The organism is Amycolatopsis dendrobii, from assembly GCF_014145675.1.
Lineage (GTDB): Bacteria > Actinomycetota > Actinomycetes > Mycobacteriales > Pseudonocardiaceae > Amycolatopsis > Amycolatopsis dendrobii.
The window spans coordinates 224,617-237,515 of sequence record NZ_JACGZW010000008.1 but is presented as its reverse complement, the minus strand read 5'-3'; the positions used below and the strand labels follow the sequence as shown (position 1 = coordinate 237,515).

General features: G+C 69.3%; 13 protein-coding genes. 4 read left to right on the top strand and 9 right to left on the bottom strand.

Features of this window, described 5'->3' with window-relative positions:
* Positions 1-113: 113 nt before the first annotated feature.
* Positions 114-1,679, bottom strand: a complete 1,566-nt coding sequence (locus tag H4281_RS24290) for an AMP-binding protein (RefSeq protein ID WP_312872172.1) — start codon at positions 1,677-1,679, stop codon at positions 114-116.
* Positions 1,680-1,752: 73 nt separating this feature from the next.
* On the opposite strand from H4281_RS24290, the gene H4281_RS24285 reads away from it, so the two are divergent.
* On the top strand, positions 1,753-2,364 hold the full coding sequence (locus tag H4281_RS24285; RefSeq protein ID WP_182893230.1) for a TetR/AcrR family transcriptional regulator: 612 nt from the start codon (positions 1,753-1,755) through the stop codon (positions 2,362-2,364).
* A 5-nt stretch (positions 2,365-2,369) separates the two neighbouring features.
* Here H4281_RS24285 and H4281_RS24280 read toward each other — a convergent pair whose 3' ends face one another.
* Genes H4281_RS24280 through H4281_RS24250 form a run of 7 tightly spaced genes read right to left on the bottom strand, consistent with a single transcriptional unit; the run spans position 2,370 to position 8,486 of the window.
* Entirely contained in the window at positions 2,370-3,140 is a 771-nt protein-coding gene (locus H4281_RS24280; protein ID WP_182893229.1) for a CoA-transferase subunit beta, read from the bottom strand.
* Positions 3,137-4,009, bottom strand: a complete 873-nt coding sequence (locus tag H4281_RS24275) for a CoA transferase subunit A (protein WP_182893228.1) — start codon at positions 4,007-4,009, stop codon at positions 3,137-3,139. The genes H4281_RS24280 and H4281_RS24275 overlap by 4 nt, the downstream gene beginning before the upstream one ends.
* Before the next feature lie 23 nt (positions 4,010-4,032).
* Positions 4,033-4,464 (bottom strand): VOC family protein, encoded by a 432-nt coding sequence (locus H4281_RS24270; RefSeq protein ID WP_182893227.1) that lies wholly within the window; start codon positions 4,462-4,464, stop codon positions 4,033-4,035.
* Positions 4,461-5,507, bottom strand: coding sequence for an acyl-CoA dehydrogenase family protein (locus tag H4281_RS24265; protein ID WP_182893226.1), 1,047 nt, complete (start codon positions 5,505-5,507; stop codon positions 4,461-4,463). The genes H4281_RS24270 and H4281_RS24265 overlap by 4 nt, the downstream gene beginning before the upstream one ends.
* Positions 5,507-6,460 carry an acyl-CoA dehydrogenase family protein gene (locus H4281_RS24260; RefSeq protein ID WP_182893225.1) on the bottom strand — a complete coding sequence of 318 codons (954 nt, stop codon included), beginning with the start codon at positions 6,458-6,460 and terminating at the stop codon, positions 5,507-5,509. Before H4281_RS24260 ends, H4281_RS24265 begins: the two co-directional genes overlap by 1 nt.
* A complete protein-coding gene (locus H4281_RS24255; protein WP_182893224.1) occupies positions 6,457-7,611 on the bottom strand; it encodes an acyl-CoA dehydrogenase family protein in 1,155 nt (384 codons plus the stop codon). Before H4281_RS24255 ends, H4281_RS24260 begins: the two co-directional genes overlap by 4 nt.
* The gene (locus H4281_RS24250; RefSeq protein WP_182893223.1) at positions 7,608-8,486 is read right to left on the bottom strand and encodes an enoyl-CoA hydratase; all 879 of its coding nucleotides are present in this window, start codon (positions 8,484-8,486) and stop codon (positions 7,608-7,610) included. The genes H4281_RS24255 and H4281_RS24250 overlap by 4 nt, the downstream gene beginning before the upstream one ends.
* Positions 8,487-8,582: 96 nt before the next feature.
* Here H4281_RS24250 and H4281_RS24245 point away from each other — a divergent pair, with 96 nt between their 5' ends.
* From H4281_RS24245 to H4281_RS24235, 3 genes are read left to right on the top strand one after another with little or no spacing between them, the layout of a single operon-like run.
* Positions 8,583-9,761 (top strand): acyl-CoA dehydrogenase family protein, encoded by a 1,179-nt coding sequence (locus H4281_RS24245; RefSeq protein WP_182893222.1) that lies wholly within the window; start codon positions 8,583-8,585, stop codon positions 9,759-9,761.
* Positions 9,758-10,558: an SDR family oxidoreductase gene (locus H4281_RS24240; RefSeq protein ID WP_182893221.1), complete on the top strand. Its 801-nt coding sequence runs from the start codon at positions 9,758-9,760 to the stop codon at positions 10,556-10,558. The genes H4281_RS24245 and H4281_RS24240 overlap by 4 nt, the downstream gene beginning before the upstream one ends.
* Before the next feature lie 17 nt (positions 10,559-10,575).
* Positions 10,576-11,727 (top strand): acetyl-CoA C-acetyltransferase, encoded by a 1,152-nt coding sequence (locus H4281_RS24235; protein WP_182893220.1) that lies wholly within the window; start codon positions 10,576-10,578, stop codon positions 11,725-11,727.
* A gap of 107 nt (positions 11,728-11,834) precedes the next feature.
* Here the strand turns inward: H4281_RS24235 and H4281_RS24230 are convergent, their stop codons facing one another.
* Positions 11,835-12,893: an NAD(P)H-dependent flavin oxidoreductase gene (locus H4281_RS24230; RefSeq protein WP_182893219.1), complete on the bottom strand. Its 1,059-nt coding sequence runs from the start codon at positions 12,891-12,893 to the stop codon at positions 11,835-11,837.
* Between the last annotated feature and the right edge of the window lie 6 nt (positions 12,894-12,899).

The following is a 12,899-nucleotide window of genomic DNA, read 5'->3' as shown; positions in this document are numbered from 1 at the left end:
CGAGTCCTCCGCCTGGGTGCCCGGCCGCACCGAGCGCGACAAGTTCGGCGCCGCACCGCTGAGTACGTCGTGAGTGGCTATCCCGGTTCTAACCGGCGTAGCCACTCACGACGTCAGGACAGCTCTCGCTTGACGATCTTCCCGCTGGCGTTCCGCGGCAGCTCCCTGATCGCCACGAACTCGCGCGGCGCCTTGAAGTTCGCCAGCCGCTCCCGGCAAAACGAGCGCAGTGCCTCCGGATCCAGCTCGACCCCGTCCCGCAACGTCACGTAAGCGCGCCCCACCGACCCCATCCGGTCGTCGTCCACGCCGATCACCGCGGCCTCCACGACGTCCGGGTGGGTGCTCAGCACGTTCTCCACCTCGGCCGGGTACACGTTGAACCCGCCGACGGTGAACATGTCCTTGAGCCGCCCGGTGATCTTGACGCAGCCGTGCTCGTCCAGCTGCCCGACGTCGCCGGTGTGCAGCCAGCCGTCGGCGTCGATCGCGGCCGCGGTCGCGTCCGGGTCGTCGAAGTAGCCGAGCATCACGAACTCGCCCCGGATGAGGATTTCGCCGTCCGCGTCGACCGGCACGTCCTCGCCCTCGCCGTCGACCGCGCGGATTTCCAGGCCGGGCACTGCCGGACCGGTCGTGTGCGCGACGTGCCGAGGGTCCTCGTCCGGCCGCGACTGGGTCGCCACGACGCATTCGGTGAGCCCGTACGCCTGCGCGACCTGTTCGAAGCCCAGGATTTCCAGCATGTCCGAGAACAGGTTCTCCGGCACCGACGCCGCACCCGCGATCGCGAAGCGCAGCGACGACAGGTCGAACTCCGTGCGGCGCGGGTGGTTGATCAGCGTGGTGAAGATGGTCGGCGCACCGGGCAGCACCGAGATCCCGGCTCGCTGGACCAGCTCCATCAACGCGACCGGGTCGAAGGTCGGCACCGGGTAGATCGTCGTGCCCGCGGTGATCGCCGCGACGACCCCGGCCTTGTAACCGAAGGAGTGAAAGAACGGGTTGACGATCGCGTAGTTGTCGGCCGGGGCGAGCGACGCGCCCTTCGCCCAGACGTCCGCGACGCCGATCGTCTGGGCATGCGTGCTCATGACGCCCTTGGGGACGCCGGTGGTGCCCGAGGTGTACAGAATGTCCGCCACCGTCGACGGCGTCACCACCGACTCATCGACAGCGGCCACCGATTCCGCCCCGGCGAGGAATTCGTTCCACGGCAACGCGACGCCGTCCGATCCGAGGTCGATCACGGTGTGCAGCCGCGGAAGCCCAGGCACAACAGAACCACCGGAACCAGACCGGGAAGCCGCCTCGGTCAGCATCCCGAGATAGTCGTTCCCGAGGAATCCGTTGCACAGCACCAGCACCGAAGCACCGGAACGCTCCAGCACCACCCGGGCCTCCTCGCCGCGGTACCGGGTGTTGATCGGCACCAGCGCCGCGCCGAGGCATTGTGCGCCCAGGAACGTCAGGATGAATTCCGCCCGGTTCGGCGACCACACCGCGACCCGGTCGCCGGACCGGACGCCGGCGGCGGCCAGCGCGCGGGAAACCCTCCGCACCTCCTCCCGCAACTCCGTCCAGGACAGCTGTGTCGTACCGTCGACCACAGCCGGAGCGTCGCCGTGACGGCGGGCGGCTTCGTCGAGCAGGGCGGGCATCGTGCGAGGTGTCGACACGCGGGTCTCCTCACTGAACAAGTGCTTGTTCGGTAGCATAGGGGAAAGCAGCGGGCAGGAAGGGATCCATGCGATGACTCCGCGAACCGGCCGGGCTCCGGCGAAAAACGGCGGCACCCGGCGCGGCGAACTGCTGGGCATCGCCGCGCAGTTGTTCGCGACCCGGGGCTACTCCCAGACCACCGTCCGCGACATCGCCGACGAGGCGGGCATCCTCTCGGGGAGCCTGTACCACCATTTCGCGTCCAAGGAGGACATGCTCCGCGAGATCCTCAAGGAGTTCATGGACGACCTGCTGGCCGCGTTCACCGAGATCGCCGGGAAGGACGGCACGCCGCGCGAGCAGTTCGACGCGCTGGTGTACACCGCCTTCGCGACGATTCACGAGCGGCCGTTCGCGGTGGCGCTCTACCAGAACGAATCGGCCGTCGTCGGCAGCCTCGCCGATTTCGAATTCGTCGGGAAGACATCGCTGAAGATCGAGAAACTGTGGCTCGGAGTGCTCCACGCGGGCCGGGAGACCGGCGAGTTCCGCGACGACCTCGAGGTGAGCCTCGTGTACCGGTTCATCCGGGACACCGTGTGGTCGTCGGTCCGCTGGTACAACCCGCGCGGAAAGCTCCGCCACGACGTCGTGGCGGAGCAGTACCTCGCGATGCTGTACGGCGGTTTGCTCGCCGGCTGAGCGGTTCAGGACCGGGGCTCCTTGACCTCCCGGTCCCGGGCGTTCCTGGGGTCGAGCACGGTGCGGATCAGCTCCAGTTCGTGCTCGTCCGGCACCCGCGACACGCCCGCGCCGCTGAAGTCCAGTTCGAAGCCGGTGTTCGCGCGCACCTCGTCCTCGGTGACGCCCGGGTGCAGCGAGCGCACCTTCAGCCGTCCGTCCTCGTCGTAGTCGAGCACCGCCAGGTCGGTCACCACGACGCCGAGGTCGTGGAACCGCAGCGAGGTCGACGGATGCGCGCGGGCCCGGTCGTTGCCGACGCCGGACACCACGTCCACCCGGTCCACGAACACACGGCTCGAATGCCGGCTCACCCAGTAGTCGGTGCGGTGGTTGACCGTGTTGCCCGGCGCGCCGCGCATGCCGATGAGCTGGCGTTTCGGCTTCCGCCAGTCGCCGATCAGCGAGATGTTCTGGTTGCCGAACCGGTCGATCTGGCTCGCGCCCATCATCGAATGCCGCCGCCCGGTGTTGAGGATGTCGAAGATCCGGCCGAACGGCGCCCAGGCTTCGACGGTCCCGCCCGCCGCCGCGGTCTTGCCCAGCGGCGGCGGGTCGGCCATGAAGTGGCATTCGCCGTCGGACAGCACCAGTTCGGGGGAGTGGGTGAGCCGGGCCAGCCGCGCGCTGACCGCCGGGACCGTGCCGACCGCGTGGGCCAGCACCTCGCCGGAGCCGCGCCACGCGTCGGAGCACGCGGCGATGCAGACCTCGGCGCGGGTTGCGGGGGCACTCATGCGGACTCCTTCTCGGTCGCGCGGTGGAAGGCGCGCACTGCTTCGTGGTAGCTGGCCTCGTCGCCGGTCAGGAAGGTTTCGCGGAACTGCTTCCACGAGACCTCGTCCTGTGCCGACTGGGCGTAATGCCGCTGGAACGCCTCGTCCCGGCCGTAATCCGGGTCGCACGAGGTGAAGTGCGCGCCGTTCGGGGCCTCGATCACGCCGTTCACGAACATCCGGCTGATCAGCAGCGACGTCGACCGCTCGGCAGCGGTGAGGTCCTCGGTGTCCACGATCTTCTCGACGCTCAGCAGCGTTTTGCCCGACGCCATCGCGAACAGGTCGTCGAAGTACGGGTCCGGGCCGAGGAACTGGCCGTTGCCGAGGGTGTCGCTGCGGTTGAGGTGCAGCAGCGAGACGTCCGGGCGCACCGCGGGCACGGCGAGGTAGACGTCGTCGTCATAAGGCGACGCGACGGTCTTCAGCTCCGGATTCATCAGCAGCACGTCGCTTTCCAGCCCGGCCCGCGTCGGCAGGAACGACAGCCGGTTGGCGCCCGCCCGCAGTGCGGCGACGAACATGCCCTCGTCGTACTCGGTCGTCTCGACCCGGCCGCCCTCGCGAGCGGCGCGGAAATGCGGGTCGAGCGGGATCGTGTCGAGCGAGACGAACCCGTAGATCACCCGGCGCACCTTGCCCGCCGCGCACAGCAGCCCGACCTCGGGCCCGCCGAAGGTGACCAGCGTGAGGTCCTCGACGTCGCTGCGCAGCAGTTCGCGCACCATCGCCATCGGCTTGCGCCGCGACCCCCATCCGCCGATCCCGACGGTCATCCCGGACCGGACGTACTCGGTGACGCCGTCCAGGGTCATGGACTTGCCGCCCATTCGTTCCTCCATTGTTGTTCCGCTCAGGCGGGGAGTTGCACCAATTCGACGCGCACCCGGTCCGGATCGAGCACGTACACCGCGCGGCAGCCCGCCATCGGATGGCTCGTGACGATCGGCTCCGAGAGCGCGGCGACCCCGCGTCCGCGCAGCCGCTCCAGCGTCGCGTCCAGGTCGGCGACGGTGATCGCGACGTGCGCGGCGCCCGCCTGCCCGTGGTCCGGGTCGAGCCGCGCCGGCGACCCGTTTTCGTACTGCAGCAGCTCGACCACCGTGTCGCCGTCGTCGGCCGACACGAAGCTCTGCCGCACAATCACGCCCGGATATCCGGTGACCTCGTCGATCCGCGGACCGCTGCGCTCGAACGGGCCTTCGACGTCGCCGCCGAGCAGATCGCGGTAGAACTCCGTCGACGCGGCGAGATCGGTCACGGTGATGCCGACGTGGTGGATCATAGCCGCGTCCGGTGTTCACGGGCGTCGCCGAAGAGCTGCCCCAGCGCGTGCGCGCGTTTGAAGTACAACTGGGCGTCGTGTTCCCAGGTGATCGCGATTCCGCCGTGCAACTGGACGGTTTCGGCCGCGACCGCGGTGAAAGCCTCGCTGCACCACGATTTCGCGTACGCCGCCTGCCGGGCGAGATCCTCGCCGTTGCTGGCCGCGAATCCGGCTGCCCACGAAATCGACCGGGCGGTTTCGACCTGCACCAGCATGTCCGCGACCCGGTGTTTCAACGCCTGGAACGAACCGAGCGGGCGGCCGAACTGTTCGCGTTCCCTGAGGTGTGCGACGGTTCGGTCCAAACAGGACTGTGCGCCGCCGACTTGCAAGGCGGTGCAAGCGATCGCGGCGATGGCGTGCAGCCGGGGGAGGGCTTCGGCGAAGTCTTCCGCGAGCAACGTCGCCGGGGTGTCGCTGAACTCGGCCTTGGCGAACCTGAGGGTCTGGTCGACTGCTGGGGTCGCTTCGGCGGTGGCGTCAGTCCGGAACAGCGCGGGCCGCCCGTCGGCCATCGCGACCACCAGCAGCTGCGACGCCTGCGCGCCGTCCAGCACCAGAGTCGCGGTGCCGTTCAGGGTTCCGCCCGAGGCGACCACGTCCGAACCGTCGGTGCGATGCCGTCCGGCCCGATCCGCCCAGGCCAGCGCGACGACCTCGCCCGCCGCGATCCCGGGGAGCAACTCCGGCGCGTTTGCGGCCAGCAACGCTTGTGCGGCAAGCACTCCCGACCCCAGCAGCGGAGACGGCGTCAGGCTCGCGCCCAGCTCCTCCAGCACGACATGCGTTTCGAACAGGCTGTACCCGGCCCCGCCGTACTCCTCGGGAATGGCCAGCGCCGCGACGCCGATCTGCTCGCACAACGCGGACCACAGCTCGGTGTCGTACCCGGTCGGCGAGTCGATCGCCGCTCGCAGATCGGTCTTCGCGGCTCGTCGCTGGACCAGCCCGCGGACGGCGGCGGCGAGTTCCCGCTGCTCGTCGGTCAGCGCGAAGTGCATCAGCGGCCCCTCGTCAGGCTCTCCAGCACCCGCGCGCGGTGCACGGCCGGCGTGCCCCAACAGCCCACGAGCGCCCGGACGCGCAGCAGCCACAGGCTCAGATCGCATTCGAGCGTGTAACCGATCGCGCCGTGCAACTGCAGCCCGGTGCGCGCGGCGAGCTGGGCCGCGTCCGACGTCGCGACCTTTGCCGCCGAGATCGCACGAGCGCTGGGTTCGCGGGCCGCGCCCAGCAGCAGCGGACGGGCGAAGTCGAGCGCCACGCGGACGTCCGCGGCGGCGTGCTTGAGCGCCTGGTACTCGCCGATCACGCGGCCGAACTGGCGTCGCTGGCCGAGGTAGGCGACAGTGTCGGCCAGCATCCGTTCGCCACAGCCCAGCAGCTCCGCGGCGCAGGCGAGGCTGGCGAGATCGAGCGCTTTCTGCCGCGCTTGCGGGGGAAGCGGCTGAACCCCGGCACCGGCGGCGACTTCGTACAGATGCCGGGAAGGATCGACCGACTGCAGCTCGCGGCCGATTTCCGCGCGTGCCAGCGAATCACCGATCACGAAGACGTCCGTGGCGACGTCCGCATCCAGCGCGTACGGAGTGTCCGGCGCGCTCGCGAACGTCACCACGGCGTTTCCGGAAGCCAGCGCGGACAGCAACGAACCGTCGGTGAGCAACGCGGGCGCGGCGGCGATCGACTCGATCACCGGCCCCGGTACGCCGTGGTATCCCAGCCGCTCGAAGGCCACGATCAGATCGACCGGAGTCCCGTCGACGCCGCCGTGTTCCTCGGACACGCCGAGCGCGGTGACACCCAGTTCGGCGAGCTGTTTCCACAGCAGCAGCCCGGATTCCGGCCGCTTGGCCGCCCAGGACCGGGTGACGCCGGGGACGTCGGCCGCGCCCAGCAGGGCGTCCAGCGCTTCGGCGAACGCGCGCTGTTCGGCGGACAACCGGAACTTCATGCTTGTGCCTTCCTGCGCTCGCCGCGGGGGAGGCCGAGCAGCCGTTCCGCGACGATGTTGCGCTGGATTTCGTTGGTGCCGGCGTAAATCGGGCCGCCGAGGGCGAACAGGTAGTCCTCGGCCCAGCGGCCGCGCAGCTCCTGGCCCGCGCCGAGCAGGTCCAGCGCCGTTTCGTGGATGCCGAGGTCGAGGCCGGTCCAGAAGAGCTTGTTGACGCTGCCCGCCGCGCCGACGTCGCCGCCGTTCTGCACGTGGTCGACGGTGTCCCAGGTGTAGAGCCGGTAGGCCTCGGCCTTGATCCAGGCGTCGGCCACGCGGTCGCGCAGGTGCGGCGCCTCGGCTCCGCGCTCGGCCCAGAGGTCCAGAAGCCGGTCCGCCGCCGCGAGGAACCGGCCCGGCGAACGCAGCGACAGCCCGCGTTCGTTGCCCGCGGTGCTCATCGCGACGCGCCAGCCGTCGCCGACCCCGCCGAGGACGTCCTGATCGGGCACGAAGACGTCGTCGAAGAAGATTTCGGCGAAGCCGCAGTCGCCGTCGAGCTGGGCGATCGGCCGGACGGTGACGCCGTCCGCATCGAGCGGGAACAGGAAGTAGGTGAGGCCGCGGTGCCGCTCGGCTTCCGGGTCGGAGCGGAACAGGCCGAACCCCCAGTCCGCGAACGGGGCGCGCGAACTCCAGATCTTCTGTCCGTTGAGGACCCAGCCGCCGCGTTCGTCGTCGCGGACGGCGGTGCTGCGGATCCCGGCGAGGTCGCTGCCCGCCTCCGGCTCGGACCAGGCCTGCGCCCAGATCCGGGTGCCGTTGGCGGTCAAGGGCAGGTGCCGCGCGCGCTGGTCGTCGGTGCCGTGCTCGAAGATGATCGGGGCCAGCAGCGAGATGCCGTTCTGCGCGATCCGGGTCGGCGCGCCGCTGAGGTAGTACTCCTCCTCGAACAGCACCCACTCGGTCAGTGTCGCGTCGCGGCCGCCGTATTCGGCGGGCCAGGCGACCACGGACCACCGGCCCTCGGCGAGTTTCGCCTCCCACTCGCGGTGCGCGCGGGCGCCGTCTTCGGTGTCCATCGACGGCAGCGGGCCGGGGCTGTTCTCCGCCAGCCAGGCGCGCGCCTCCGCACGGAACTCCTCTTCCGCGACGGTGAATTCCGGGCTCATGACTCTCCCGCGGCCTTCTTGTTGGCTTTCGCCATGGAACGCGCGTCGAGCCCGGCGAGCGAGTCGGTGTCCAGTTCGGCGTTGTGTGCGTGCGCGGCGTGGTGCAGGCCGAACACCGAGTCCATTCCGGACCGCATGCCCATCAGGTCTTCAGCCTGGTTGACGGCCTTCTTCGTGAGCGCGAGGCCGAGTTGCGGCATCTGCGCGATCCGCTCGGCGATCGCGAACGTCGCTTCTTCGAGTTCGGCGCGCGGCACGACGTGGTTGACCATGCCGAGCGCCTGCGCGCGGTCCGCCCCGAATCGGTCGCCGGTGTAGAGGAATTCCTTCGCAGCGCGCGGGTTCATCACCCACGGGTGCGCGAAGTACTCGACGCCCGGGATGCCCATCCGCACGACCGGGTCGGAGAAGAACGCGTCGTCGGAGGCCACGATGAAGTCGCACGACCACGCGAGCATCAGGCCGCCCGCGATGCAGGCGCCCTGCACCATCGCGATGACCGGCTTCGGGATCTCCCGCCACCGGCGGCACATGCCGAGGTAGACCTCCGACTCGCGGGCGAACCGCGAATCGACGCCCGCCCGGTCGGTGTGGTCCCACCAGATGACCGCTTTGCGCTCGAAGCTCTGGTCGATGTCGCGGCCAGGGGTGCCGATGTCGTGCCCGGCGCAGAAGTGCTTGCCGTTGCCCGCCAGCACGATCGCCTTGACGTCCGCGTCGTCCACGGCCTTGGTGAAGGCGGCGTCCAGCGCGTAGGTCATCTTCGAGTTCTGGGCGTTGCGGTACTGCGGCCGGTTCAGCGTGACGACCGCGACCGGACCGCGCACCTCGTACGTCACGACCTGCTCGTCGGTGCTTTCTTCGGTTCCGCTCAACGCGCATCACTCCTTCTCGGTTCGGCGGCGATGCTACCAAACAAGTGCTTGGTTTGGTAGCGTGACCGGACCGGCACCGGCGGACCAGGAGGACGGGTGGATCTTCGCTACACCCCCGAGGACGAGCAGTTCCGCGCCGAGGTGCGCGAGTGGCTCGGCGACCACCTCGCGGGCGAGTTCGCCGCGCTGAAGGGCCTCGGCGGATCCGGGCGCGAGCACGAGGCGCCGGAGGAGCGGCAGGCGTGGAACCAGCATCTGGCCGCGCACGGCTGGACCTGCCTCGGCTGGCCGGTCGAGTACGGCGGGCGCGGGCTGAGCCTGCTGCGGCAGGTGATCTTCCACGAGGAGTACGCGCGGTCGAACGCTCCGGCGCGGGTCAACCACCTTGGCGAGGAACTGCTCGGGCCCACCCTGATCGCGCACGGCACGGACGAGCAGCGGCGGCGGTTCTTGCCGGGCATCGTCGGGGTCGCCGAGCTGTGGTGCCAGGGCTATTCGGAGCCGGGCGCGGGGTCGGACCTTGCCGGGGTGCGGACGCGGGCCCGGCTGGAGGGCGGGGAGTGGGTGATCGACGGGCAGAAGATCTGGACGTCGCTCGCGCAGCACGCGCAGTGGTGTTTCGCGGTGGTGCGGACCGAGCGGGGTTCCCGGCGGCATGCCGGACTGTCGTATTTGCTGGTGCCGATGGACCAGCCCGGGGTCGAGGTGCGGCCGATCCGGCAGCTGACCGGGACCAGCGAGTTCAACGAGGTCTTCTTCGACGGGGCGCGGACTTCGGAGTCCCTCGTGGTGGGCGCGCCCGGGGACGGGTGGCGGGTCGCGATGGCGACGCTCGGGTTCGAACGCGGGGTGTCGACGATCGGGCAGCAGGTCGGGTTTGCCCGGGAGCTGGCCGGCGTGGTCGCCGCCGCGCAAGAGAACGGGCGTTATGACGATCCGGTGGTGCGGGATCGGTTGGCGCGAGCTGCCGTCGGCCTCGAGGTGCTGCGGGTGCACGCGCTGCGGACCCTGAGCGCGTACGAGGCTGGGTCGCAGGGGCCGGAAGCGTCGGTGTCGAAGCTGTTGTGGGCCCGGTGGCATCGGGAACTGGGGGAGCTGGCGATGGAGGTCCGCGGGGGTTCCGCGTTGACCGCCGCCGGTTCTTACGACCTCGATGCTCAGCAGACGCTTTTCTTGTTCAGCCGGGCCGACACGATTTACGGCGGTTCGGACGAAATCCAGCGCAACATCATTGCCGAGCGCGTGCTCGGCCTGCCTAGGGAGCCGCGACCGTGAGCGTTAAACCGGAACAGCCCGCGCCTGATTACGTGCCCGGGCATGGCTTGCTCGCCGAGCGCGTGGTCGTCGTGACTGCCGCGGCGGGCGCGGGCATCGGGGCGGCGATTGCCCGGCGGTGCCTGGAAGAAGACGCCCGGGCGGTCGTGATCGGGGATACCCACGAGCGACGGCTTGCCGAGGCGGCCGCCAAGCTGGGCGCGGAGTTCGGTGCCGAGCGGGTCGCGTCAGTGGTGTGCGATGTGACCAAAGAAGAGCAGGTCGCCGCCTTGCTGGACGCGGCCGACCCGTTCGGCGGGGTCGAGGTCATGGTGAACAACGCCGGTCTCGGGGGCACCGCTTCGATCACCGAGATGACTGACGAGCAATGGTCGCTGGTCCTCGACGTGACTTTGACCGGGACTTTCCGGTGCGTCCGGGCGGCGTCCCGGCGGATGATCGCTCGCGGTTGTCGCGGGGTGATCGTGAACAACGCCTCGGTGATCGGCTGGCGAGCGCAGGAGGGCCAGGCGCATTACGCGGCGGCCAAGGCCGGGGTGATGGCGTTGACCCGTTCCGCGGCGATGGATCTGGCTTCGTCGGGGATCCGGGTCAATGCGGTGTCGCCCAGTCTGGCGATGCATCCGTTCCTGGAGAAGGTCACTACTGCCGAACTGCTGACCGAACTCAAGGGGCGCGAGGCGTTCGGGCGGGCCGCCGAGCCGTGGGAAGTCGCCAATGTGATGGTGTTTCTCGCTAGTGCTTATTCGTCTTATCTCACTGGTGAAGTCGTCTCGGTGAGCAGTCAGCATCCCTGATCCCGCTGGAGGATTTCGTGCCTGAGGCATATGTGGTGGACGCGGTTCGCACTCCGGTGGGCCGACGCGGCGGTTCGCTCGCCGCGATGCATTCCGCCGACTTGGCGGCGCACGCGATCCGTGCGCTGGTGGAGCGGACCGGGATCGATCCCGGTGCGGTGGACGACGTCGTGTTCGGGTGTTGCGACACGATCGGGTCGCAGGCTGGGGATGTGGCTCGGACTGGCTGGCTGGTGGCCGGACTGCCGGATCATGTGCCTGGGGTGACCATCGACCGGCAGTGCGGGTCGAGCCAGCAGGCGGTGCACTTCGCGGCGCAGGGGGTGATGTCCGGGACCGCGGATCTTGTGGTGGCCGGAGGAGTGCAGAACATGTCCGCTATTCCGATTTCTTCGGCGATGGCGGTGGGGCAGCAGTTCGGGTTCAGCACGCCCTTCGCGGAGTCGCCCGGGTGGGTGGCTCGGTATGGGGACCAGGAGGTTTCGCAGTTCCGGTCGGCGCGGATGATCGCCGAGAAGTGGGGGCTTTCCCGGGCCGTGCTGGAGGAATTCGCGTTCGAGAGCCATCGGCGGGCGTTGGCGGCCATCGATGCCGGGCGGTTCTCCCGGGAAATCGCGCCGGTCGGGCCGTTCGCTGTGGACGAGGGGCCGCGCCGGGACACGACTTTGGAGAAGATGGCCGGGCTCAAGCCTCTTGAGGAGGGAAGTCCGCTTACTGCCGCGGTGGCGTCGCAGATCAGTGACGGCGCCGGGGCTATGCTGATCGCGTCCGAACGTGCGGTGTCGGAGCACGGTTTGACGCCGCGGGCGCGGGTGCATCACATCAGCGTGTACGGGGCGGATCCGGTGTGGATGCTGACCGCGCCTATTCCGGCCACTCAGCGGGCGTTGGAGAAGACCGGGCTGTCCGTGGACGACATTGACTTGTTCGAGTGCAATGAAGCGTTCGCGCCGGTGGTTCTCGCTTGGATGCAGGAGATCGGCGTGCCGCACGAGAAGGTCAATGTCAATGGGGGCGGGATCGCGCTGGGGCACCCAATCGGGGCGACGGGTGCTCGGTTGATGACCACTTTGCTGCACGAATTGGAGCGGAGCGGGGGGCGGTATGGGTTGCAGGTCATGTGCGAGGGCGGCGGGCAGGCGAACGTGACTGTGCTCGAGCGGCTTTAACCTGCGGTTCCGGGGCGGGGTGGCTGCGGTTTGGCGGGGCTCGTGAAGTACGCGAGGGGAACCCTGAGGAAATCGGAGTCCCGCAGGGTTCCCTCACGTGCTTGGACTCAGTCCAGCAGGGCGCTGGTGGCTTTCAGCCGCTCCTGTGCGGCGTCCACGATCCGGGTCACCAGTTCCGCGCAGCTCGGCAGATCCTCGATCACCCCGACCACCTGCCCGGACGCCAGCATCCCGGCCTTGGTGTCGCCTTCCACCAGGCCTGCTTTGAGCAGCATGGGGGTGTTCGCGGCCAGCATCGTCTGCGTCCACGAGCGGTCGCTGCCGCGTTTCATGCGGAGGCCGTCGGCGACCAAGGACGGCCAGGATTGGCCGCTCAGGCGCTTGAAATCCTTCGTTCGGCGCAGAGTCCGCGCCATGCGTTGCACGAAGCCTTCCTTCGTGAGGCCCTCGATGAACGGGGTGCGCAACAGCCGATGCGGCATGCCGTCGGCCTTGGTGGTGACGACGGTGCCGTCCAGGCCGAAGCCCAGGTAGGTGCGTTTGATTTCATCCGGCACCGCGCTGTCGCTGGTGAGCAGGAAACGCGTGCCCATCCCGATGCCGGCGGCGCCGTACGCAAGTGCGGCGGCTAGGCCGCGGCCGTCGAAGAATCCTCCAGCGGCGACCACTGGGATGTCAACTGCGTCCAGTACGGACGGCAGCAGCAGGGTGGTGGCGGTCGGACCGGTGTGGCCGCCGCCCTCGCCGCCTTGCATCATCACCAGGTCCGCGCCCCATGAGGCGACTTTTTCGGCATGTCGCGCGGCGCCGACGGAGGGCATGACGACCAGGCCGTGGTCCTTCAGGCGGGCGATCAGGTCCTTTTTGGGCGCCAGGGCGAAAGATGCCACCTTGACGCCGTGCTGTATCAGCAGTTCGACGCGTTCGGCGGCGTCGCCCGCGTCGGCGCGGAGGTTCACGCCGAAGGGCTTGTCCGTGCGCTGCTTGACTTCTTTGATGGCGTGGTCGAGTTCGTCGTAGGTCATCGTCGCGGAGGCGAGGATGCCCAGAGCTCCGGCATTGGCGGTCGCGGAGACCAGGCGCGGGCCGGCGACCCAGCCCATGCCGGTTTGCACGATCGGGTGGGTCACGCCGGTGAGCTCGGTGAGCGGGGTGCGGAGAGGCACGGGTCT

Coding starts and splice junctions, on each gene's coding strand:
- H4281_RS24285 (WP_182893230.1), top strand. CDS start 1,753: ATGACTCCGCGAACCGGCCGGGCTCCGGCGAAAAACGGCGGCACCCGG.
- H4281_RS24280 (WP_182893229.1), bottom strand. CDS start 3,140: ATGAGTGCCCCCGCAACCCGCGCCGAGGTCTGCATCGCCGCGTGCTCC.
- H4281_RS24275 (WP_182893228.1), bottom strand. CDS start 4,009: ATGGGCGGCAAGTCCATGACCCTGGACGGCGTCACCGAGTACGTCCGG.
- H4281_RS24270 (WP_182893227.1), bottom strand. CDS start 4,464: ATGATCCACCACGTCGGCATCACCGTGACCGATCTCGCCGCGTCGACG.
- H4281_RS24265 (WP_182893226.1), bottom strand. CDS start 5,507: ATGCACTTCGCGCTGACCGACGAGCAGCGGGAACTCGCCGCCGCCGTC.
- H4281_RS24260 (WP_182893225.1), bottom strand. CDS start 6,460: ATGAAGTTCCGGTTGTCCGCCGAACAGCGCGCGTTCGCCGAAGCGCTG.
- H4281_RS24255 (WP_182893224.1), bottom strand. CDS start 7,611: ATGAGCCCGGAATTCACCGTCGCGGAAGAGGAGTTCCGTGCGGAGGCG.